Here is a 22,453-nt window from a genome sequence, read left to right as displayed (position 1 = left end):
AATTCCCGCCCTTTCTGCGGGGCGGAAATCTTCGGATTTCACATATACACTCACTGAGTGCTGTTACGCAATGCTCTGCTTTGCAGTCTCTGCCAGGGAAGCGAAGCCTTCCTTGTCGTTTACTGCCATCTCGGCGAGCATCTTTCTGTTAATGTCAATGTTGGCAGCCTTCAGGCCGTACATGAACCTGCTGTAGGAAAGTCCGTTCATTCTTGCAGCAGCGTTGATACGCGCGATCCAGAGCTGACGCATCTGGCGCTTGCGCTGCTTTCTTCCTGCGTATGCAGATGTGAGGGCTCTCATGACAGACTGCTTTGCAACTCTGTACTGCTTGGAGCGGGCTCCTCTGTATCCCTTCGCCAGCTTTAATGTTCTGTTATGTTTCTTCTTAGCGTTTAATCCGCCTTTAATTCTTGCCATGTCCTAATTCCTCCTTCAATCTTTTCCCAATCTTACAGATATGGTAATACTTTCTTCATATTCTTTACATTGGTTGCATCTGTGATGGTAGCCTGTCTGAGATTTCTTTTTCTCTTTGTAGACTTCTTGGTTAAGATATGGCTCTTGTAAGCTTTGTTTCTCTTCAGCTTTCCTGTACCTGTCTTTTTGAAGCGCTTTGCAGCAGCTCTATTTGTTTTAATTTTTGGCATGATGTTTTCCTCCTTAAAGATAAATAGTATTTTTAACGTTTTTCAGTTAAAACCATGCTCATATTTCTTCCTTCGAGTTTGGCCGGCTTTTCCACAACCGCAACGTCAGCAAGCATCTGAGCCACATCGTCCAGGATGTGCTTGCTCTGCTGCACGTGGGCCATCTCTCTTCCGCGGAAACGGAGCGTAACCTTCACTTTATTTCCCTTGGTGAGGAACTTCTTGGCATTGTTCACCTTGGTGTTCAGGTCGTTGGTGTCAATATTTGGTGAAAGACGCACTTCCTTCACTTCAACCGTTTTCTGTTTTTTTCTGGCTTCCTTTTCTTTTCTTGCCAGCTCATATTTGTACTTGCCGTAGTCAATGATCTTGCATACCGGCGGCTGAGCTTTGGGAGCAATTTTGACCAGATCCAGCTGCGCCTCTTCCGCCAGCTTCATAGCTTCCCGGGCAGACATAATGCCGAGCTGTTCTCCAGCCTCGCTGATCACACGTACTTCCCTGTCTCTGATCTGTTCGTTAATCATTAAATCGCTAATTGTAGTGCACCTCCATCATAAAAAAATAAGTGAATAGTCCAGACTACCCACTTAACCTATTGCACAATACACCTGACATGGTATACAATGTTTCAATATCAACCAATAGTCACCCGATCGTGCTATGGTGAGAGCGGATACTCTGCTTTGTTTTACACCTTACGCATCAACTAATCTATCACACATTCCGTCCCCTGTCAACACTTTTCTTTTTTCCGCTTCATGTTTTCCTTGCTAAAACTGCTTTCTTTCATTATAATAGTCCTTACATATGTCTGAGACAGGTATGTGGAATACTGAGATAAAATTTGAGGAGGTTTTTACAAATGAATAAGCGAAGCAGTTTTTCCGGCAAACTGGGCTTTGTGCTGGCCGCTGCCGGTTCTGCGGTAGGTCTTGGAAACATCTGGCGTTTCCCCTATCTTGCAGCACAGTACGGAGGAGGCACGTTCCTTCTTATCTATCTGATCATTGCAGTGACATTCGGATTTTCCCTTATGGTTGCAGAGATTGCCATCGGAAGAAAGACAGGCCTGTCGGCCATCGGTGCGTTCAAGGCTCTGGACTCCCGCTTCGGGTTCCTGGGAATCCTGGCGTCCGCCGTACCCATTATCATTCTTCCATATTATTCCGTCATCGGAGGATGGGTCATCAAATATTTTACCGTCTTCCTGACAGGCGGTGGCTCTGCGGCAGCCGCTGACGATTATTTTACCGGTTTCGTGGGAAGTACCTTCGAGCCTCTGGGCTGGTTCCTTCTCTTCCTCGGTGCAACAGCCATCATTGTTCTTTTAGGCGTGGAAAAAGGAATTGAGAAGGTGAGTAAATTCGCCATGCCTATCCTTGTCCTGCTGGCCATTGTCATCTCCATCTACTGTCTGACGCTGGACGGCGCCATGGACGGACTGGCCTATTACGTGCAGCCCCATATGGAAGACTTCTCCGTGAAGACCGTGCTTTCCGCCATGGGGCAGCTCTTCTACTCCATGTCCCTGGCTATGGGCATCATGGTCACATATGGTTCCTACATGCGAAAAGACACGAACCTGGAGAGCTCTGTGCGCCAGATCGAGATATTTGACACAGTCATCGCTTTCCTGGCAGGTCTTATGATCATCCCCGCCGTGTTTGTATTCTCCGGCGGTGATCCGAAGATCCTTCAGAGCGGCCCGAGCCTTATGTTCGTCATCCTCCCGAAGGTGTTCAGCAGCATGCCCATGGGCGGCGCCATCGGAGCTGCCTTCTTCCTGCTGGTTATCTTCGCGGCCCTGACCTCTTCCATCTCGCTGATGGAAACCATTGTATCCATCTTCCGGGATAAATTCCACTGGAGCAGGAAGAATGCATGTATCTTCGTGACAGTCCTGTCACTGGTACTTGGCATTCCGTCCTCCCTTGGATTCGGCCCGTTAGGCTTCATCACCTGGGCAAACATGACCATCCTGGATATCATGGACTTTGTAAGCAACAGCGTACTGATGCCAATCGTCGCTTTCTTCACCTGTATCTTCGTAGGATTCTTCATCGGACCAAAGGCGATCTCAGACGAAGTGAAAGTGACCAATGGAAAGTTTGTGGGAGAAAAGCTTTTCACTGTTATGATCAAATGGATCACACCGGTATTTCTCCTGCTGATCCTTGGAAGTTCCGTGGCCAACTCCATGGGCTGGTTCAAACTGTAAATGTAAATTAAGAAAGGTCGAAGATAAACATGTCTATCGAAAAAGTCAGATCCTACTTCCGCCAGTGGCCCGGCATGGAGGAAAAGATCCTGGAATTTCCCGTCTCCAGCGCCACTGTGGCTGAGGCTGCCAAAGCGGTGGGGACCGAGGAGAGGCGGATCGCCAAGACACTGTCCTTTATGCTGGATGACGGTCCCATCCTGGTTGTGGCAGCCGGGGACGCCAAGATCGACAACAAGAAGTTCAAAGCCACCTTCCACAAAAAGGCTACCATGCTGAAGGTGGATGAGCTGACAGAACTGATCGGACATCCCGTGGGCGGTGTTTGCCCCTTCGGGATCAAAGAGGGCGTGAGGGTCTATCTGGACCAGTCGCTCAGGCGGTTCCCCAGCGTCTTCCCGGCCTGCGGGAGCGCCAACAGCGCCATCGAGCTGACCATTCCGGAGCTGGAGATATACTCCCGCTTTGAGGAGTGGGTGGACGTGTGCAAGATACCGGAATAAAAACAGCAGAATAAAGATACCGGAGCAAAGGGAGCAGCCCTGCCGCGAGAACTCGTGGCGGGGCTGCTTTTTGTCCGTTGTATCTTTAATTTAATCCCACCGAATGTTCACAACAGGTTTGATCAGCTCCTCCGGCTTGTCGCGCATAAGATACAGCGCGTCTATTGGTCCGATCTGCGCTTCTTCCTTTTCCACCCATCCCACTTCTCCCGGTCTGAGCATTGCAAAACCTTTCATTTTCTTTCCCTCCTTTTCCCAAATCAGATGGACCTTCCGGCGTCAAAGCCTTCTCTCGTGGCATGCATGACCTTTCTGGCCCGCACACCGTCTCCAACCACCTTCACATCCATGCCGGAGTCCTTCAGCTCCTCCTCCAGCGGATTGTTGGCCCTGTACCCGGCCGCGACCACAACTGTGTCTGCCGCAATGGTATGTAATTCTCCGCTCTGGTCCTTATACACAACCCCCTCCTCAGTGACCTCTGAGACGGTGGCATGCGTCAGCAGCTGCACCTTCCTCTTTTCCAGAGAGCTGATAAGATGCCAGTTGACCGCAAGGGCCGCGTCTGCCGCAATGGCGCCGGCCATCTCCAGGACAGTCACCTTCCGGAGCATCTGGGCGAGGAAGTGAGCGGTTTCCGCTCCCACCTGTCCGCCTCCGATGACCACGCATTCCGCCCCCGGCTTCACGCGTCCCTCCAGCAGATCCTTGGCAAGACACACCCTGGAGCTTTCTGCAAGCCCCGGGATTGGCGGCACGACCGGGTTGGAGCCGGTGGCCAGTATGACTGTGTCCGCCTTTTCCTCCTTCAGGAGCTTTGCCGTCGCCTCCGTCTCATACTTTATCTCCACGCCGAGCTGTCTGCACTGGGTCGTCTGCCATACGATAAAGTCCGTGATCTCGCCTTTACAGGGCGGAATGGAGGCTGTGTAGAAATTGCCGCCCGCGTGTTTCCCCTTCTCATAGACGGTGACCTCATGTCCCCGCTTTGCCGCGGCGATGGCGGCATACAGACCGGCCGGTCCGGCGCCTACCACCGCGACCTTCTTTTTGACCGGAGCGGTCTCTATTTCTCCCTCATACTCATGTCCGAGCATGGGGTTCAGGACACAGGTGATGGGATGGTCCGTGAACAGGACGCCCACACATCCGTCATTGCACCCGATGCATCTGCGGATATCGCAGAACCTTCTCTCCTTTGCCTTGTTCGGCAGAGCAGAGTCGGCCAGGACGAATGTTTTTCTCCAAAGATTGAAAAGATGATACATATAGCTGCCGGGGATGAGCCCTGCTGGAAATTTCCTCTCCACTCCCACAATGACCAGTTGGAGCTTTCCCTGGTCCTGGCGGGCAGCGGAACACTCTACTGCTCCGGTCAGATCCTCATGATAAGACAGGGGTATCTGATCGTAAAAAATGCCGGCGTACTCCACGCCGAATATTCAGACTGCGCAGACCCCCTCGAGCAGGTGTGTTTTTCTCTGTCCGGCGTACAGGCAGAGGGGCGTCCCCTCAATCATCTGCTCTCCCGCGGAGCCTCCCCTGTCATCCGGACCGGCAGGACATTTCCACTCCTCAAAGAGCAGGTCCTGTTCCTGCTGGAGCATTACAGGGAAACGGAATATCTGCGAAAAGAGACAGCCCGGAACATGCTGTGCGCTCTCCTCTCCCTCGTCTCTCTTCTTATCTCAGAGCAGGAAGAAGCCTGCGGCAGCAGGCTATATCCCGAGAACATAGAAAAGGTTGTCAGCTATATAAATGAGAACTACAGAAAGCGCCTCTCTCTGGAGGACATTGCGAAGAAATTTTTCAGTACTCCCGGCTCCCTGTCCAAAAGATTCAGGGAGGCAACCGGATACTCAAAAAGCATACCGGCTTAACGCCCATAGAATTCCAGCAGAAATACCGCCACTCCACTCCCGGAAGATGAGAGCGCGCATCCCCTTACCCAAGGGGATTCAGGCAGTCATACACCATTGCCGATATCTCCTGTATCGTGCTGACCGCAGCTTCGGAGCTGGCAATATCCGCCGACATGACGCAGAGGATATAGTCGGTCTGAGGCCCGAACACGATGGCCGCGTCGTGCTGCACCTCATCCGTCTCCCCGGTCTTGTTGGCAGTCACCACGCCCTCCGGGACGCCGGATGGTATCTTTCCCGTCCTCTGCTGGTCCAGGAGCAGTCCCAGCATTTCCTCCGACGCGCCCTCCGACACGCAGGTCCCCTCGTAGATCTCCTCCAGGAGCCTGCCGCAGTCCGCCGCGCTTGTACGGTTCCTTTCATCCGATATGGACTCCCGCTCTGTGTCCGAAGGACTCAGGGAGTGAAAGATACCTGTGTCCTCGCAGGCGGTCCCGGACAGCCAGGTCCCTATCACCTCACACCCCTCCGCAAAGCTTCTGTCTGCGCTGTGCATGCGGACCAGCTCATTGCAGGAATTATTGTCAGACACGGTGATCATATCATGCAGAAGCTGTTCTGTCTTACTCCGGCTCTCCTCCTCGGACCCGGAGTAAATGCAGTCATTCTCCACCAGAAGGTCCATGTGCCCGTAGCAGCTCTCCATGACGAAGAGCTTGATGAGGCTGGCCGCGTACATGGGCTGGTCGTTGATGACAAAGGACAGGTCCGTGCCCAGGTCCTTCACGTAGACGCTCCAGCTCCCCGCTGCCGCGCTGGTCATTTCCAGGATTTCCTCCCGGAGTCCGTCCATTTTATCTTCCATATAGGCTGTATGATAGTCTGCGGCAGACAGCTCCTCCATCCATGCCCCGGCCTCCTGCAGAGGGTCCGTCATGGCGCCGCTCTCCGTATAGCTCTGTGAGGTCCGGCCCGCCCCGGCGGTCAGCATGCAGGACGCCGCCACCACTGCCGCGATCTGTGCTCTTCTGTACATAAGTATCTTTCTCTTCTCTTTGCTCTGTCCGGTTTCCCTGTCTGTCCTTCCTATCTGTCTTTTCTGTCTGACTCTCCTATCCGGCTATCCAGCTCTCCACGTCCGAAGCGCCCGCGTATTTCTCCAGGTATTCCTTCCCGTATTCCAGCGCCCTCTCCAGCTCATCCCCTGGGGAGAAGGAGTAGATCAGGGTCAGCACCTCCTGCGCCTCCTCCGTTATCATGGCGCGCTCCGAGTCACTTGTGGAGCTTCCGACAGCTCCGGCCTCATCTGCCAGCACCGGCAGATGTTCGATATTGACCTGGTCCTTCCCGATGCCCTTGTAGGTCTCCCCCTCCCGCCCGATGCGGAAGGTCAGCTCCTCTCCGATGCGGGCGGCATCGTAGGAGCCCACGGAAAACCCGGACCGGATGGATATCAGGTTATTCACATCCACCACCGTGTTGACCTGGTAGAGCCCTTTCCCCTGCCCGATCCTCCGTATCAGAGCCTCGGAGGACACCCGGTAGCGGCTGGGGTCCTTCCCGAAGGCACGGTAGGCGGCCCGGGACTCCTTGATATTGGGGATATCCGTCACCCCATAGTCAAAGATATCGTCCTTTGTCTTTTTAAAAATATCTTTTTTGAGATAGGACCACAGCTCCTCGCTTTTCTCGCCCACCTTCACCCTGTACTGCAGGCAGCCCACTCTCGTGTCCGGCCACTTGGCCTTCATCTCCTCATCGATCGCCAGATGCTTTCTCATATCGCTTTGTCTCCTTTCCCTGTTCGGGCCCGCCGTACAGACAAGAGGCCGGGGTCCGCCTTCTCCTGGGTCCCCGGCCTCTGTCCGCAAGGCCTGTCATATGCCTAGCGCTTGTTTCCCATACAGAACACGGCCACAACGCCGGGGCCGGTATGGCTTCCGATGACTGTGCCGATATTGTTGATCAGGATGTTGTCAATGCCCATCTTCTCCCGCACAAGGCCGGCCACGTACTCGGCGTCCTCTATGCAGTCCCCGTGGGTGATCATGATGATGTCATTGTCCCAGCCCTTAGACTGCTCCACCGCCATGTCCACGATCTTGTTCAGGGATTTCTTTCTTCCCCTTTCCTTACCAATGACCTGCAGTTTGCCGTTGTCATCCATGTGGATGATAGGCTTGATCTTCACCATGGTGCCCACCACAGCTGTGGCCTTTGAGATACGCCCGCCTCTGTGGAGATGGTTCAGGTCATCCACCGTCACATCGTGACAGATGTGGAGCTTGTTCTCCTCCACCCAGTCCGCCGTCTCCTGGATCGTCTTTCCTGCCGCCTTCTGCTGGAGCGCCTTGTAGAGGAGAAGTCCCTCCCCCAGGCAGGCGCACAGCGTATCAATGACAATGACCTTTGCCTCCGGATACTCCTCCTTCAGCTCCTCTCCCGCGATCTTCATGCTGTTGCATGTCCCGGAAAGGCCGGATGAGAAAGCCAGATGCAGGATGTCCTTCCCCTCCTTCAGGAAAGGCTCCAGAGCCTCCTTCGCCTCCTCCGGGTTAACCTGGGAGGTAACGGACATTTTCCCCTCCCTGAGCTTATCAAAAAATTCCTTTGCAGTCAGACCGTTCATATCCTCATAGGTCTGTCCGTCCATTGTATATCTCAGAGGAACGACCGGAACATTTCTCTCCTCCAGCCATTCCTTCGGCAGATCCACCGTACTGTTCACAGTGATCACATAGTCCCTCATTCTTCTATACCTCCTATCCATTGGTCCTGTTGCACTAATCATACCATTTTTTATACGGTAAGGCAAAGCCTTTTGACGGCTCATGCATATTTCCCTCTGTTCTGGGCAGATTAATCCTATCAAAAAAGTGCATCCGTACGGATATGGAGGGATAAGCTTATGCCGGATACAAGAATCGTGACCGCATCTGTAAAAGAAAATGTGGCATACATGAACCAGATACTGCCCGTGAAGGACAGCTTTGACCTGGTACAGCGAGACCTGGTCATCGGGGAGCGGGAGGCATCCTTTTTCTTTATCGACGGCTTTATGAAGGATGAGGTCATGCTGAAGATCATGGATTCCTTTCTCAGCGTCACAAAAGGGGACATGCCGGGGAGTGCCACAGGCTTTGCCAGGCAGTGCCTCCCCTACGTGGAGGTGGACACTGTCAGTGACTTTGACCAGGTCCTCCGGAACCTCCTCTCCGGCACCACCTGCCTTTTCATAGACGGCTACGAGTCCTGCATCGTCATCGACTGCAGGACCTACCCCGCCAGAAATGTGGGAGAACCGGAAAAGGACAAATCCCTGCGGGGCTCCCGGGACGGCTTTGTGGAGACCATCGTCTTCAACACAGCCCTCATACGCCGCAGGATCCGCGACCCTCATCTCGTCATGCAGATGCTGGAGATCGGCACCAGCTCGCGGACAGACGTGGCGCTCTGCTATATGTCTGACCGCGCGGATGAGGCTCTCTTAAAAAACATCACAAAAAAGCTGCAGGCCATCCACACGGATGACCTGCGCATGAACCAGCAGAGCCTGGCGGAGGAGCTCTTCCGGCGGAAATGGTTCAATCCATTCCCAAAATTCAAGTTCACAGAGCGGCCGGACACAGCGGCCGCCTGCCTTCTGGAGGGGAAAGTGGTGATCCTGGTGGACAACTCCCCCTCCGCCATGATACTGCCCACCTCCATCCTGGATATCATCGAGGAGGCCAACGACTACTACTTCCCCACCCTGACTCAGGTCTACCTGAAATTCTCCAGAGGGCTCATCACCTTCCTGACGGTCTTCCTTACACCGGTCTTTCTCCTGTTCATGCAGAACCTGGACTGGCTGCCGGAGGTCTTTCGTTTTGTGGCTATCCGGGACACAGTAAACATCCCTCTTGTGTTCCAGCTCCTCATGCTGGAGCTGGCCATTGACGGGCTCCGTCTGGCAGCCCTGAACACGCCCAGCATGCTGAGCACGCCCTTAAGTGTCATCGCCGGCATCGTCATGGGTGAGTTCTCCGTCCAGTCAGGGTGGTTTAACTCGGAGGTCATGCTGTACATGGCCTTTGTGGCTGTGGCCAATTACACCCAGCCCAATTTTGAGCTGGGCTACGCGCTGAAATTCATGCGCCTCCTCCTCCTGATGCTGACCGCGCTCTTCAACTGGGCAGGCTTTGCGGCAGGCTGCGTCATCGTCATCTGCAGCATCTGCTTCAACAGGACCCTCTCCGGGCGGAGCTATCTGAACATCAGGCTAAACTAGCTGGTGCTTCCAAAGCCGCCGTTGCGGATACCCTCCGCCTCGTCGTCCACCGTGATGCCGTACTCCACAAAGATACCCTGCATAAAGCCTGTCCCCGTGGAGATCTCCACCGTCTTTCCCTCGTTGGTATCGTTGGTGAGCTTGGCGAAAATGTGTCCCTCATTGTCAGAGTAGTAATAGTCACTGTCAATGATGCCCACCGTGTTGTTGAGCTGGAGTCGATACTTGAAGCCAAGTCCGCTCCTCGGATAGCACTTGAGCACCCACTCCTCCTCCATCTTCGCCCGGATGCCGGTGGGGATCTTCACCGTCTCCCCCGGCCGGAGCGTAAAGTCAGCGGGGGCGAAGAAATCATACCCGGCAGAGCCCTTTGTGGCCCTGCGGGGCAGGCGGATGCCCCCGTAGATTTCCCGGAGCTTCTCCTCTGACGCCTCCCCGAAGGTGTCCGTCCACCCCTCCTTAAACTGTGTAAAGCTTACCTTCTCAAATTTTGCGATCCTCTTAGCCATGTAATACAACCTCTCCTGTCTTTAATGTCTTCTGTACATCGATCACCTGCTGGTTGGAGCTTCCCTTCCAGCGCAGCGTGTTATCCTTCTTTGCCTCCTGGAAGGTGCCGTCCACCAGCACGTCCACATACCGGGCCACCTCCAGGTCCCGCACCCCGTTCCATGTGCTCCCTGTGTAGAGCCAGATGGTCTTATCCGGGAAATCGCTCCTTATCTGGCGGGCCAGCTCCGTAACACCCCGGATGTTGGCGGGGTGGAGCGGATCGCCCCCGGAGAAGGTGATGCCGCTCACATAGTCCTTCTCCAGCTCCTCATAGATTTCCCGGCGGGCCGCCTCGTCAAAGGGGAGCCCCCCTTCCGGGTCCCAGGTCACCGGGTTGTGGCACCCGGGGCAGGCGTGGGCGCACCCGGCCACCCACAGGACCACCCGCAGTCCGTCCCCGTTGAGCATATCGTCTTTCGTAATATTGTGGTATCTCATTGTCCTACATGCTCTTCCTTTCCGCGATCTCCGCCATCTTGGCTTCATTGAGCCTTGTATCCCCTTTGACTCTGGAGTAGGACAGATACCCGTTCATGCGGTCGATCTTTGTCAGATTTGTACTTCCGCACACCGGGCACACATCCATGGACAGCTCCTCGTGTCCGCAGTCATCGCAGTAGGCCAGGGAAAGGTTGACGCCCTCGTAGTAGCCCTTGGCCATGGCCCGGCGCACCAGGGACCGGATGGCCTCCTTATTATAATTGACCGGGTATTTCACATACTGGATCTTTCCGCCGTTGCTTAAATCCCAGAACCTTCCTTCCAGGTCCTGCTTCTGGATAGGCGTGATGTCCTCGGTGACATGACAGTGGAAGCTGTTGCTCACGTACTCCCGGTCCGATACATTCTCTATGATACCATATTTTTTCCGGAACTGCTGCACCTGTACGCCGCAAAGGTTCTCCGCCGGTGTCCCGTAAATGGCGTAGAGACGTCCGTCCTCTTTCTTGAACTCATTCACCCTGTCATTGATATACCGGAGTGTCTCCAGGGCAAACTGCCCGTCCTCCACAAGAGATTTCTTGTTGTGGAGCTGCTGCAGCTCATTCAGTGCCGTGATGCCAAAAGAGGCTGTGGCCGACTTAAGGAGCGGCTTAATCTTGTCGTACAGTCCCAGGTGGCCGCCGTAGAAACCGCCCTCACAGTAGGCCAGGGGGTTGGTGGAGGCCTTCATCTCTCCCAGGTAATCGTAGGTCCGCAGGTGGAGCTGGCGGATCAGGTTCAGATAGTAGTCCAGCACCTCATGGAAATCCCGGCTCTCCTGCTTCGCCTTTGCGTAGATCATCGGCAGATGAAGGCTGATGGCACCGATGTTGAACCTTCCCACAAAGACCGGTTCGTCCTTCTCGTCCGCCGGCTCCATGCCGCCCCGCTCATACCAGGGTGACAGAAAGGCCCGGCATCCCATGGGGCTGATAATTTTTCCATACTTTTTGTACATGCTGGCCACGTAGCCCTCCCCGGTAAGGCTAAGCCAGTCCGGGTACATGGTCTTTGCGGAACAGTCGATGCCTGCCTCGAACACATCCTCCATCTCCCCGCCGGGACCGTGGAGTTTTTCGTCGTAGAGGAACACGATCTTGGGGAAGAGCACAGGCTTTCTGTGTCCTTCCTTTCCCTGTCCCTTTTTCCGCACCTCCAGCATCTTCATAGTCACAAGCTTTCCGTATTTACTGGGGACTGTCCCCGCTGTCACGGTGATAAAAGGATAGTCGCCACGGCTGGAGGAGACAGAGTTGAACTTGTACTCCCATCCCTGGAAGCCCTGCTCCATCTCTTTTTCCAGGTCCGCCCAGGCCACCTTCTGCACGGTCTCCTCGTCCAGTCCCAGCTCTCTGTATTTCTTGATAAGTCTCTCGTGGGATTTCCTGGCAAAGGGCTCCAGTATGTCGTCCACGCTGGGGACAGTGAATCCGCCATACTGCTGGCTGGCCGCGCTTAAGACAATGTCCCCGATGACATCAAAGGCTGTGTCCAGCGTCTTCGGCTCATTGTACCACAGGTTCCCCATCTCAAATCCCCCTGTGAGCACGGACTTCACGTCAAAAAGGCAGCAGTTCATGGTGTCCCTTCTGGCAGACATGTCGTGGATGTAGATGTAGCCGTCCCGTATGGCCTGTATCTCCTCCACGGTGAGGAAGAACTTCTTGTACAGCTCCTTGTTCAGCTCGTTGAAGATAAGGCTTCTCTTGGTGGACACAAGGGCGCTGTCCGTGTTGCTGTTCTCCTTGTCCCCGATGTACATGATGGACTGGCTCTTCTTGTACACGTCGTCCAGCATCTGGACAAAATCCTGCTTGTAGTTCCGGTAGTCCCGGTAGCTCTTTGCCACCACCGGGTTCACCTTCTCGAGGGCCCCCTCCACCACATTGTGCATCTGGGCGATGGGCACCTCGGCCACGTCCAGGTCGTCCACCTTCTCCTCCACAAAGCGGCAGATGAACCGCAGCTCCTCGTCCGTAAATCTGATCAGCGCACGGTACGCGGACTTGTTGACAGCCACGACCACCTTCTGTACATTGAAGGACTCCTTTGTACCGTCCTTTTTCACTACCTTCACGTTGTGTCTTCTCATAGTATGCCTCTCCTTGTACGTCTATATTTAGTGTTCTGTTTTTATTCCACTCACTATATCCTGTGCAAAATGCATTATCTATATTACCATCCCCCATCTGCCCGCGTCAATCAGCACCCGCCGAAAATATTTCACAAAAAAAGAGCCCTGACGGGCTCTCATTTTTGTACACTTATATGAGACTGTTTTTCAGTTTCCGCACTCAATGCTGATCTCATTGAAGAGCTTCAGTATCTCGTCCACAGATACCCTCCTCTTCTCCTCCCCCTTCATATCCAGGACGATCCCGCCCTGGTGCATCATGAGGAGCCTGTCGCCGTACTCCGTTGCATACCGCAGATTATGGGTGACCATGATGGTGGTCAGCTTTTTCTCCTTCACCACCTTATCTGTCAGCTCCATGATAAGCTCCGCCGTCTTAGGGTCCAGAGCCGCCGTGTGCTCGTCCAGGATCAGGAATTCTATAGGTGTCATGGTGGACATGAGAAGAGCCATGGCCTGACGCTGCCCTCCTGAGAGGGACCCCACCTTGATGTCCAGCTTATCCTCAAGCCCCAGCCCCAGCTGAGAGAGGAGCTCCCGGTAGTAGGATATCCGGGCTTTGCTGGTCCCCCTTCCGAAGCCGTACACCCTGCCCTTGTTGTCCGCCAGTGACATGTTTTCCAGGATGGTCATGGAGGGGCAGGTCCCCATGGCCGGGTTCTGATAGACCCGGCCGATCCGGCGGTTACGCCGGAACTCTTTCTCCTTTGTAATGTCCGTGCCGTTGATATATATCCTCCCGGCCTCCACCGGGATACTGCCGCAGATGATGTTCAGCATGGACGTCTTTCCAGAGCCGTTGCTGCCCACCACGGACACAAACTCCCCGTCCTCCACTTTCAGATCAAAATTCTGAAACAGGCACATCTCATTGACAGTGCCGGGGTTGTAATACTTATGAATTCCTTTCAGTTCCAGCATCTGTCTTCACCTTCTTTCTTCTCTCCATGCTGATGATCAGGATGACCAGGAACAGCACCGCCGTGATCAGTTTCATGGCCTGGGGCTGGAAATTGCGGATGGCCACAGCCACACAGGCCTTATAGATGACGGAGCCGATGAGCACCGCTGTGGTGGCCTGCATGATGGTGACCTTCCTGAAAAGGCTTGTGCCGATGATCACGCTGGCAAGGCCGATGACAATGGCGCCGGTCCCCATGGATATCTCAAACACTCTCTCCTCCTGGCAGAAGGCGCTGCCCGCCAGGGACACAAGTCCATTGGCGATAGCAAGGCCCACGATCTTCACATTGCCCTGGTCCTTGGCAAGGGAGGTGACCAGCACCGGATTGTCCCCCACCGCCCGCAGGAGATAGCCGGATTTTGTCTTTAAGTAAAGGTCCAGCAGCACCTTGGCAATGACCGTCAGGATGAGGATGATAAGGAGGGTCGTGTAGCCTGTGAGGGCCTCCGGCACAACCCGCTCGAGCCAGTCATTTTTAAAGATGCTCTCCTGAGAAAAGAGGGGCACGTTGGATGTGCCCGCAATATAGAGATTGATGGTCCACAGAGCGGTCATCATGATGATGCCCGACAGCAGATCCCTCACCTTTCCCTTCACGTGGATCAGTCCCGTGCAGATCCCCGCCAGAGCCCCTGCCGCAAAGGACGCTGCAAGGCTCAGGTAGGGGTTGACGCCGTTTGTGATGAGGAGGGCTGTCACCGCCCCTCCCAGGGGGAAGCTGCCGTCCACTGTCAGATCCGGGAAATCCAGGATTTTGTATGTGATATATACGCCCAGGGCCAGTATCCCGTAGATGAGCCCCTGCTCCAGTATTGTTACGATAAAGTCCATGAAAACTGCCTCGCCTTCTGATTTGATCCTCTATTCAGCGGATGACTCCGAAATCTCATCGAAGCTCTCCACCGCGCTCTGTGACAGCTCATCCGGCACTGTGATGCCGAGATTTTCCGCCACCTTCATATTTACATAGAAACCGGGTTCCGTGATGGTCTCATAGGGCATCTCGGAGGCCTCAGCCTCGCCCTTGAGTATCTTTGCCGCCATCTCCCCTGTCTGCTCTCCGAGGGCCACATAGTCCAGTCCCTCCGCCGCCAGGCATCCGATGCGCACCTGCTCGATCTCACTTCCAAACACAGGGATGCCCTTCTCATTTGCCTTCTCCAGGATAGTGGGCAGGGAGGCCACTACTGTGTTGTCCGTCAGATTGGTGATGCAGTCCACCTGGCTGATGAGGTCATCAGCCGCCAGGGAGATATCCGCCGTGGTGCTGATGCCGCTCTCCACGATCTCGAACCCGTAATCGCCTGCCAGCTCCTTGTATGTCTCAAGGGCAGAGATGGAATTGGCCTCGCTGGTAGTGTACATGATGCCCACCTTCTCCGCGTCAGGGAGCATCTGACGTATCATCTCAAGCTGCTCCTTGATGGGAAGCTCGTCAGAGGTCCCGGTCACATTTCCCACCGGATTGCCGTCCTCGTCCGCCAGCTCTGCCGCCACCGGGTCCGTCACCGCCGTGTAGACCACCGGGATATCCGAGTCCATGGCCGCATTGTAGGCGCTCTGGGCGGTAGGTGTGGCGATGGCGCAGATCAGGTCCACCTTGTCAGAGACAAAGGCGTCTGAGATCTGGCTTGCCGTCCCCATATCAGCCGCCGCGTTCTGGTACTCCACCGTCAGATTCTCCCCCTCCACAATGCCTTCATTCTCCAGCCCCTGGAGGAACCCTTCCCTGCAGTTGTCCAGGGAGCCGTGCTCCGCAAACTGGGAGATACCGATGGTGTAGCTGTCCTCGCCTGACCCTGAGGAGTCGGAGGGGCCGGAGCACCCTGCCGCCATCGCTGTCGTCATTGCCGCTGTCAATAATACTGCCATCACTTTTCTTTTCATCATTGTTCTGTTCTCCTTTACTCTTGTTCTGTTTGCTGCCGTACAGGAGAGAAAATCTGTGGAGTGCCCATTCCGCAAAGCGTTTTCACCTGATAGAGAGCGGAACTCCTATCAAATAAAAAACCGTCCCAAACCCAAAGGCTTGAGACGGTAATAAAATCTTTATTATCGCGGTACCACTCAAATTGACAAATGTCCACTTTCTCATGTACTAACATACACTCCTGATTGATAACGGGTTCGGTTCCCGACAAACCATACTCGCCGTCTCCGGTTTTCAAGCCGCCCTCGAAAGTCCATTCAACCATCCGCTCTGTATGACAATCCCACCGTCTGTCACTCTCTTTGACATCGCCTTGATGATCTACTCCTCTTTCTCATCGGTTTATAAAATATTTATTTCATGTTCATTACTTTACTCTGACAAAGCAGATTTGTCAAGAGCTTTTTTCTTTTTCTTTATCAGTCATCGATGACCGGTACCGGCTCTTCAGACCATGCATCCAGATTGTTTATGTACTTCTTTGTCTCCTTTGCTATGACATTGGACAGAAGGAGCACAGCTATCAGGTTAGGCACGGCCATCAGCGCGTTCAGGATATCTGCCAGAGCCCACACAACATCCAGGGCTACGATAGGTGCGATCGCTGCCACAACGATGTAAAGAGTACGGTACACGTAAATAACTTTCTTTCCGGCAAAGTACTCAACCGCGCGCTCTCCGTAATATGCCCATCCAAGGACAGTAGAGTATGCGAAGCAGATGATGCCGAGTGTCAGGATGATAGGCCCAAGGTAGGGGATCTGCTGGAAGGCGAGTGTTGTCAGGACACCGCCGTCCTCGATCTCATCCGCGTTGATATTCGGGTTCTTCATGACAGATGTCACGATAACAAGACCGGACATGAGACAAACAACAACTGTATCCCAGAATGTACCTGTGGAGGATACAAGCGCCTGACGCACCGGGTTCCTTGTCTGTGCTGCTGCAGCCGCGATGGGAGCGGAGCCCATACCTGACTCATTGGAGAAAAGACCTCTGGCAACACCGAATCTCATGGCTGCCATGATACCTGTTCCCACAAGTCCTCCTGCCGCGGCGCCGGGTGTGAAGGCCAGGGTGCAGATGGTCTTGATGGCCGGGATGATATAATCGTAGTTGATGCCGAGGATGATGAGACATCCCAGCACATAGAAGATAGCCATGAAGGGCACCAGTTTCTCACACACGTTTGCGATGGACTTGATACCGCCGAAGATAACGATGGCTGTCAGCACTGCGATCACGATACCGATGATCCAGCCGGGAATCCCCACGTTCTCCTCCACGATGTTGGCGATAGCGTTCACCTGCGTGGCACATCCGATACCAAAGGATGCAAAGCCAGCGAAGATGGCGAAGATAAGTCCCAGTATCTTGCCGAAGGGCTGCCATTTCAGTCCTCTGGAGAGAGCGTACATAGCGCCGCCCTGCATGCGCCCGTCCTTAGTCTTCACGCGGTACTTCACGGCGATCAGGGACTCGGAATACTTTGTGGCGATCCCGAACACACCGGAGAGCCAGCACCAGAGCACCGCTCCGGGGCCTCCAAGAGCAATGGCTGTTCCCACGCCGACGATGTTGCCGGTTCCGATAGTAGCCGCCAGGGCTGTAGTCAGGGCTCCAAAGTTGGATACTTCACCTTCCGCTTCAGGATCTCTCGTGACGGAAAGCTTGATTCCCTTGCTGATAGACTTCCACTGGATGAAGCCGGTGCGGAATGTCATGAATACATGGGTTCCAAAGAGGAGGATGATGATCCACCATCCCCAGATCACATCGTCAATCGCATAGATTGCATTACTGATTGATTCAAACATAAAATGCCCCCTTTTCTTCTTTTCTCTGCGATTTTCCTTTAGTAAACAGTTGCATAACATTACACAAAGAACATCTGTCGTTCTCATGTTCGTTGATAACAGTCTATCAGAATTTTCTGATAATTGCAATACCTGTTATAAATGTAACGAATAAATTGTTGCACTTATAGGAATAATATATATTCTTCGGCTTTTACACACGCTGTTTACCAAAAAAAGAGCACAAACAAAGACATGTTAGACTTCTTTGCCTGCGCTCTTTCGTGCATGGGTGCATTATACGCCAAAAAACGCCATCCTGTCAAGGGACAAGCCCAAACATTTTTCAGACTTTGGTCACATTTCCTACACATTCTCTCTCTACAATGGGGACAAAATCGCAATCCAAAGGAGGTATCGCTTTGATCGAAGTCAGGAATCTGGTGAAGTACTACGGCACGCACATGGCCGTGGACCACCTGAATTTCACCATCAAAAAAGGACAGATATACGGGTTTCTGGGGCCTAACGGCGCCGGGAAATCCACCACGATGAACATCATGACAGGCTATCTCGGAGCGACCCAGGGCCAGGTATTCATCAACGGTCACGATATCCTGTCTGAGCCCTACAAGGCTAAAAAGGATATCGGCTATCTGCCGGAGCAGCCGCCCCTCTATATGGATATGACTGTCCTGGAATATCTGAAGTTTGTCGCTGCCCTAAAGCTCATAGACAAGAGTATCAAGAGCGCCCAGCTTGACCAGGTCATCAGCCTGGTGCGCCTGGGGCCTGTCAAGAACAGGCTCATCAAGAACCTCTCCAAGGGCTACCGGCAGAGGGTGGGGCTGGCCGGCGCCCTCATCGGCTTTCCGGAGATCATCATCCTGGATGAGCCCACCGTGGGGCTGGACCCCCAGCAGATCATCGAGATAAGACAGCTCATCCGGGGCCTGGCAAAGGACCACACGGTCATCTTAAGCTCGCACATCCTGTCCGAGGTGCGGGAGGTCTGCGACCACATCATGATCATCTACCAGGGAAAGCTGGTGGCCAGCGACACGCCAGAAAACCTGGAGCAGAAGATGCAGGGGAACGAGACGATAGAGCTGCTCGTCAAAGGCAGCCCGGAACAGACGGGCTCTGTCATCAGGCAGCTCCCCTCCATCCTCTCCTCACAGATCGAAGACTCCGGTGAGGCAGGCTGCACAAAGGCTCTTCTCACTGTGAAAGAACAAAACGACATCCGCGAGGATATTTTCTGGACATTCTGCAAAAACGAGCTTCCTCTGCTCCGCCTGGCCAACACCCGGACCACTCTGGAGGATATTTTCCTGGAGCTCACCTCTTCAGAGTCCTCCCGGAACAATGACAGCACAAAGGAGGATCCAACAGATGAGAGCAATTTATAAAAGAGAGCTGGACTCCTATTTCCACTCTATGATCGGTTACGTATTTATCGCCTTTTTCCTTGCTTTTACAGGAGTATATTTCATGGCGTACAACCTGAATTACGGATATCCCATATTTTCCTATGTGCTCAGTTCCCTTGTGTTCATTCTGCTGATCGCCATCCCTGTACTCACCATGAAGAGCTTCTCGGAAGACAGGAAAAGCAGGACAGACCAGCTTCTTCTGACAGCCCCGGTTTCCCTGGGACAGATCGTTATGGGAAAATATCTGGCCATGGTGACAGTCTACCTGATCCCCAGCCTGGTATTCTGTCTCTATCCACTTGTAATCAAGATGCAGGGAAATGCCTATCTGCTGACTGACTACTGCGGCATCCTTATGTTCTTCCTGATGGGGTGTGTGTTCATATCCATCGGCATGTTTCTCTCCTCCCTGACAGAGAGTCAGATCATTGCGGCCATCTCTTCTTTCGGCGTGCTTCTGGTCCTCTATCTGTGGGACGGAATTTTAGGCTTCCTGCCCTCTTCCGCCCTTCTGAACCTGATCATTCTCCTGGTGCTTTTAAGTCTGGTCAGTGTCCTTGTCTGGCACATAACAGGGAATCTGGTTATCGCAGGCGTCCTGGAACTCTTCTTCCTGGCCGCAGGTATTATCGTCTACGCAGTAGATTCCAGCCTCTATGAGAACCTGCTGCCAGATGTGTTGGGAAAGCTGGATCTGACAGCGCCTCTGACGGACGTAGTGGCCGGCAGCCTGCTGGATACAGGCAGTATCATCTTGTACCTTTCTGTCATCGGGCTCTTCATCTTCCTGACAATGCAGTCCATACAGAAAAGACGCTGGAGTTAGGAGGAACGCAAAATCATGGATAAGATCAAACATTCATTTAACAGTATTGCATCAAAGCAGGGCAGCTACAGCGTGGGACTGACCGCCCTCGTTATCGCCATTGTGGTGCTCATCAACCTCATTGTGGGGCAGCTTCCCAGCCAGATCCGGCAGATCGACATCAGCACCAACAACATCTACGAGATCACGGACACGAGCCGGGAGCTGCTGGACGGTCTGGACAGGGATGTGACTTTTACGGTGCTGGCTGACAAAAGCAGCACGGACGAGCGCATCAGCAACTTTATAGACAGGTACAGCGCTCTTTCCAGCCACATCAACGTGGAGTGGATCGACCCGGTGCTGCACCCCTCGGCTCTCACAACCTACAGCGCTGACTCCGACACCATCGTGGTATCCTGCGATGACACGGATCGAAGCACGACGGTCGCCTTCAGCGATATCATCACCTACGACGAGATGTCCTACTACACCACCGGGAGCGCCACTGAATCGGAGTTTGACGGAGAGGGGCAGCTGTCCAGCGCCGTCAACTATGTGACCACAGACGTAACCAGGAATGTGTACTACACCTCCGGCCACGGGGAGAGCTCTCTGTCCTCCTCTGTCACGGACCTGCTGGGCAAGTCCTCCCTGACACTGACCGAGCTGAACCTGATGATGGCCTCCTCCATCCCGGAGGACTGTGACCTGCTCCTCATGGACGCCCCGGCCAACGACCTGTCGGAGGACGAGGTTTCCATGCTCACGGACTATATGGACGGAGGCGGCCACCTCTTTGTCATCCTGGGCAGCGATGTCAGCCAGACTCCCAACCTGGCCTCCTTCCTGGAGACATACGGGCTGACCTCTGCCGGCGGCTATATTGCAGATATGCAGAGGAGCTACCAGGGAAACTACTACTACATCTTTCCCGAGCTCTCCGTGTCCGGCGACATGGCAAACGAGCTCCAGTCAGATATGGTCCTCCTGGTCAATGCCAACGGGCTGGTGGAGGGAACTCCCTCCCGGGACACCATCACTCTGACCCCCTTCATGACCACCTCCTCCAGCGGCTACGCTGTGACAGAGGACGGCCAGTCAACTCAAGGGACCTATGTGCTGGGAGCCACGGCCACGGAGAACGACAGCCGGCTCACGGTCATCAGCTCAGAGTCCATGATCGACGAGACTATCACGAGCCAGTTTACCAATATCGAGAACCTGACTCTGTTCATGAACGCTGTGACTGCCAATTTTGACGACATAGAGAACCTTTCCATCGAGCCCAAGAGCCTGCAGATCGAGTACAACACCATGCAGTACACCGGTCTCATCGGTCTGGCAGCCATCGTCGGCATCCCCGTCGTCTTCCTGCTGTACGGCCTGCGCCGATGGATGAAGCGTAGAAAAGCGTAAGGAGGAAATCTGGATATGGATATAAGAAAACACCGTACACTGTTTCTGCTGGGGGGCATTTTCATCGTGCTGGTCCTCATCTACCTGGCCCTCTCCTCTTACCAGTGGGATGCGGGTGAGGCAGACTCCGGGGAGGACTCCCAGATACAGGTCACGGACCTGGGCGAGCTTTCCTCCTTCCAGTTCACGGACCAGTCCACCGGCACAGGCATGAGTTTTGTGAAGGAGGACGGCACCTGGTATATGGCAGATGACCGGGAAATCCCCCTGGACCAGACCTACATTGACGCCATGGAAAACACCTACGCCTCCCTGACTGCCACCAGACAGATCGACGAGCCGGACGCTCTGTCCGACTACGGGCTTGACAGTCCGGCCTACACAGTCCAGGCCACAGACGCCGATGGGAACACCACCACCTTCTCCGTCGGGGACGCGGCGGATGAGGACTACTATCTCACTGTGGACAGCGCCCAGGCGCCTGTCTACACAGTCACCAGCTCGGCTGTATCTGTCCTCCAGTACGATCTGGACACGCTGGTAGAGAAGGACGCCATGCCCGCCATTGGGAGCGGTAATCTTCTGACAGCGGAATTTACAGAGAACGGGCAGACAACCACCTACTCCTCCGACGATGAGGAGCAGAGCGAGACCATCGCCACCATCGCCGGCGGATATGGGGCCATGACCCTCACTGACCTGGCCAGCTATCACGCCACCGCGGAGGAGCTGACGACCTTCGGACTGGACGAAGCGTCCCGGACCACGGTCACCCTGACCTACCAGGAATCATCCTCCGACAGCTCCGACTCTGACTCCGGGGACAGCGAAGAGGAGGACAGCGGCAGTCTGACCTACACCCTCTACCTGGGCAGCGACTCGGGGGACGGCACCAGGTACGTGCAGGTGCAGGACTCCGACCTGGTTTACCTGGTGAGCAGCGATGTGCTGAACAACCTGCTTGGCATAGGAAACAGCACAGAAGAATGATCGTGTGCACCGCAAAGGGCGGACCGCATCCGGGAGAAGCTCCCGGGCGCAGGTCCGCCCTCTTTCATCTTGTCCTTCCTGTTATTTTTTCAGGATGAGGGCCACAAAGACCAGGTCCTCTGTCCCTGTGTTCTTCACCCCGTGGCCGTCCCCGTCCTTGCAGAAGGTCACATCCCCCGCCTCGATGGGAACTGCCTTCCCATTGTCGTCGTACATGCCGCTGCCGCTGAGCACGTAGTAGGTCTCTGTCTCCCCGTGGTGCTCGTGATGGCCCAGCTCACAGCCCGGCTTTATGGTCACGCGGCTGAACATCTTGCAGTGCTCTCCCAGCTCCTCGCCTGTGATGAGGGCCTCCTTCATGATAAATCCCGCGCCGCCGTTGACATGCTCTGCCTTGACAGTCTCTCTCTCTGATGCTTTTGTCATAGTGACATTCCT

24 protein-coding genes and 1 other annotated feature are annotated in these 22,453 nt (G+C 54.3%); of the genes, 8 read left to right on the top strand and 16 right to left on the bottom strand.

Translation table 11 applies throughout. The features are described from left to right. Positions 1 to 63: 63 nt before the first annotated feature. The 3 genes from rplT to infC are packed head-to-tail and all read right to left on the bottom strand — an operon-like array spanning position 64 to position 1,177. The gene (rplT, locus tag B5E62_RS00705; protein ID WP_087172851.1) at positions 64 to 420 is read right to left on the bottom strand and encodes a 50S ribosomal protein L20; all 357 of its coding nucleotides are present in this window, start codon (positions 418 to 420) and stop codon (positions 64 to 66) included. 32 nt (positions 421 to 452) lie between these two features. Further along, entirely contained in the window at positions 453 to 650 is a 198-nt protein-coding gene (gene rpmI, locus B5E62_RS00700; protein WP_004840820.1) for a 50S ribosomal protein L35, read from the bottom strand. A gap of 32 nt (positions 651 to 682) precedes the next feature. Beyond that, on the bottom strand, positions 683 to 1,177 hold the full coding sequence (gene infC, locus B5E62_RS00695) for a translation initiation factor IF-3 (protein ID WP_033125376.1): 495 nt from the start codon (positions 1,175 to 1,177) through the stop codon (positions 683 to 685). A gap of 338 nt (positions 1,178 to 1,515) precedes the next feature. Between infC and B5E62_RS00690 the strand changes: the two genes are divergently transcribed. Beyond that, complete coding sequence (locus tag B5E62_RS00690; protein ID WP_076777911.1) at positions 1,516 to 2,871, top strand: sodium-dependent transporter; 1,356 nt, start codon at positions 1,516 to 1,518, stop codon at positions 2,869 to 2,871. A gap of 29 nt (positions 2,872 to 2,900) precedes the next feature. Continuing rightward, a complete protein-coding gene (locus B5E62_RS00685; protein WP_087172850.1) occupies positions 2,901 to 3,374 on the top strand; it encodes a YbaK/EbsC family protein in 474 nt (157 codons plus the stop codon). A 90-nt stretch (positions 3,375 to 3,464) separates the two neighbouring features. On the opposite strand, the gene B5E62_RS16860 is transcribed toward B5E62_RS00685, so the two are convergent. Next, positions 3,465 to 3,611 (bottom strand): hypothetical protein, encoded by a 147-nt coding sequence (locus B5E62_RS16860; protein WP_162610232.1) that lies wholly within the window; start codon positions 3,609 to 3,611, stop codon positions 3,465 to 3,467. Positions 3,612 to 3,634: 23 nt separating this feature from the next. Continuing rightward, positions 3,635 to 4,642 carry an NAD(P)/FAD-dependent oxidoreductase gene (locus B5E62_RS00680; RefSeq protein ID WP_143468781.1) on the bottom strand — a complete coding sequence of 336 codons (1,008 nt, stop codon included), beginning with the start codon at positions 4,640 to 4,642 and terminating at the stop codon, positions 3,635 to 3,637. On the opposite strand from B5E62_RS00680, the gene B5E62_RS00675 reads away from it, so the two are divergent. Beyond that, complete coding sequence (locus B5E62_RS00675; protein ID WP_162610235.1) at positions 4,634 to 5,254, top strand: cupin domain-containing protein; 621 nt, start codon at positions 4,634 to 4,636, stop codon at positions 5,252 to 5,254. The two genes, B5E62_RS00680 and B5E62_RS00675, sit on opposite strands and share 9 nt — an antisense overlap. 64 nt (positions 5,255 to 5,318) lie before the next feature. On the opposite strand, the gene B5E62_RS00670 is transcribed toward B5E62_RS00675, so the two are convergent. The 3 genes from B5E62_RS00670 to B5E62_RS00660 form a co-directional block, all read right to left on the bottom strand. Continuing rightward, positions 5,319 to 6,272, bottom strand: a complete 954-nt coding sequence (locus B5E62_RS00670) for a serine hydrolase (RefSeq protein ID WP_087172848.1) — start codon at positions 6,270 to 6,272, stop codon at positions 5,319 to 5,321. Between the two features lie 76 nt (positions 6,273 to 6,348). Further along, positions 6,349 to 7,017 (bottom strand): B3/B4 domain-containing protein, encoded by a 669-nt coding sequence (locus B5E62_RS00665; protein ID WP_242957678.1) that lies wholly within the window; start codon positions 7,015 to 7,017, stop codon positions 6,349 to 6,351. 104 nt (positions 7,018 to 7,121) lie between these two features. After that, entirely contained in the window at positions 7,122 to 7,985 is an 864-nt protein-coding gene (locus B5E62_RS00660; RefSeq protein ID WP_087172847.1) for a DegV family protein, read from the bottom strand. Positions 7,986 to 8,144: 159 nt separating this feature from the next. Here B5E62_RS00660 and B5E62_RS00655 point away from each other — a divergent pair, with 159 nt between their 5' ends. Further along, complete coding sequence (locus tag B5E62_RS00655) at positions 8,145 to 9,506, top strand: spore germination protein (protein ID WP_087172846.1); 1,362 nt, start codon at positions 8,145 to 8,147, stop codon at positions 9,504 to 9,506. Here B5E62_RS00655 and B5E62_RS00650 read toward each other — a convergent pair. The 7 genes from B5E62_RS00650 to B5E62_RS00620 form a co-directional block, all read right to left on the bottom strand. Further along, complete coding sequence (locus tag B5E62_RS00650; protein WP_087172845.1) at positions 9,503 to 10,015, bottom strand: deoxyuridine 5'-triphosphate nucleotidohydrolase; 513 nt, start codon at positions 10,013 to 10,015, stop codon at positions 9,503 to 9,505. The two genes, B5E62_RS00655 and B5E62_RS00650, sit on opposite strands and share 4 nt — an antisense overlap. Next, positions 10,008 to 10,496, bottom strand: a complete 489-nt coding sequence (nrdG, locus tag B5E62_RS00645; protein WP_087172844.1) for an anaerobic ribonucleoside-triphosphate reductase activating protein — start codon at positions 10,494 to 10,496, stop codon at positions 10,008 to 10,010. Before nrdG ends, B5E62_RS00650 begins: the two co-directional genes overlap by 8 nt. A 4-nt stretch (positions 10,497 to 10,500) precedes the next feature. Then, entirely contained in the window at positions 10,501 to 12,633 is a 2,133-nt protein-coding gene (gene nrdD, locus B5E62_RS00640; protein ID WP_087172843.1) for an anaerobic ribonucleoside-triphosphate reductase, read from the bottom strand. 189 nt (positions 12,634 to 12,822) lie between these two features. After that, positions 12,823 to 13,596 carry an ABC transporter ATP-binding protein gene (locus tag B5E62_RS00635; RefSeq protein WP_087172842.1) on the bottom strand — a complete coding sequence of 258 codons (774 nt, stop codon included), beginning with the start codon at positions 13,594 to 13,596 and terminating at the stop codon, positions 12,823 to 12,825. Beyond that, positions 13,571 to 14,470: an ABC transporter permease gene (locus tag B5E62_RS00630; protein ID WP_087172841.1), complete on the bottom strand. Its 900-nt coding sequence runs from the start codon at positions 14,468 to 14,470 to the stop codon at positions 13,571 to 13,573. The genes B5E62_RS00635 and B5E62_RS00630 overlap by 26 nt, the downstream gene beginning before the upstream one ends. A 30-nt stretch (positions 14,471 to 14,500) precedes the next feature. Beyond that, positions 14,501 to 15,526 carry an ABC transporter substrate-binding protein gene (locus tag B5E62_RS00625; protein ID WP_087173021.1) on the bottom strand — a complete coding sequence of 342 codons (1,026 nt, stop codon included), beginning with the start codon at positions 15,524 to 15,526 and terminating at the stop codon, positions 14,501 to 14,503. A gap of 140 nt (positions 15,527 to 15,666) precedes the next feature. Further along, positions 15,667 to 15,916, bottom strand: a binding site (T-box leader). A 72-nt stretch (positions 15,917 to 15,988) separates the two neighbouring features. After that, positions 15,989 to 17,386 (bottom strand): alanine/glycine:cation symporter family protein, encoded by a 1,398-nt coding sequence (locus B5E62_RS00620; protein WP_087172840.1) that lies wholly within the window; start codon positions 17,384 to 17,386, stop codon positions 15,989 to 15,991. A 401-nt stretch (positions 17,387 to 17,787) separates the two neighbouring features. On the opposite strand from B5E62_RS00620, the gene B5E62_RS00615 reads away from it, so the two are divergent. From B5E62_RS00615 to B5E62_RS00600, 4 genes are read left to right on the top strand one after another with little or no spacing between them, the layout of a single operon-like run. Continuing rightward, the gene (locus tag B5E62_RS00615; RefSeq protein WP_087172839.1) at positions 17,788 to 18,777 is read left to right on the top strand and encodes an ABC transporter ATP-binding protein; all 990 of its coding nucleotides are present in this window, start codon (positions 17,788 to 17,790) and stop codon (positions 18,775 to 18,777) included. Further along, positions 18,761 to 19,627 carry an ABC transporter permease gene (locus tag B5E62_RS00610; protein ID WP_087172838.1) on the top strand — a complete coding sequence of 289 codons (867 nt, stop codon included), beginning with the start codon at positions 18,761 to 18,763 and terminating at the stop codon, positions 19,625 to 19,627. Before B5E62_RS00615 ends, B5E62_RS00610 begins: the two co-directional genes overlap by 17 nt. 15 nt (positions 19,628 to 19,642) lie before the next feature. After that, the gene (locus B5E62_RS00605) at positions 19,643 to 21,025 is read left to right on the top strand and encodes a GldG family protein (protein ID WP_087172837.1); all 1,383 of its coding nucleotides are present in this window, start codon (positions 19,643 to 19,645) and stop codon (positions 21,023 to 21,025) included. 15 nt (positions 21,026 to 21,040) lie between these two features. After that, positions 21,041 to 22,015, top strand: a complete 975-nt coding sequence (locus B5E62_RS00600; protein ID WP_087172836.1) for a DUF4340 domain-containing protein — start codon at positions 21,041 to 21,043, stop codon at positions 22,013 to 22,015. 81 nt (positions 22,016 to 22,096) lie between these two features. On the opposite strand, the gene B5E62_RS00595 is transcribed toward B5E62_RS00600, so the two are convergent. Next, positions 22,097 to 22,441: a cupin domain-containing protein gene (locus B5E62_RS00595; RefSeq protein WP_076777928.1), complete on the bottom strand. Its 345-nt coding sequence runs from the start codon at positions 22,439 to 22,441 to the stop codon at positions 22,097 to 22,099. Between the last annotated feature and the right edge of the window lie 12 nt (positions 22,442 to 22,453).

The sequence above is a fragment of the Lachnoclostridium sp. An118 genome, assembly GCF_002160985.1.
In the GTDB taxonomy this organism is placed as follows: Bacteria; Bacillota; Clostridia; order Lachnospirales; family Lachnospiraceae; genus Claveliimonas; species Claveliimonas stercoravium.
Note: the sequence above shows the minus strand (reverse complement) of the source record. Positions and strands in the feature narration are given on the sequence as shown.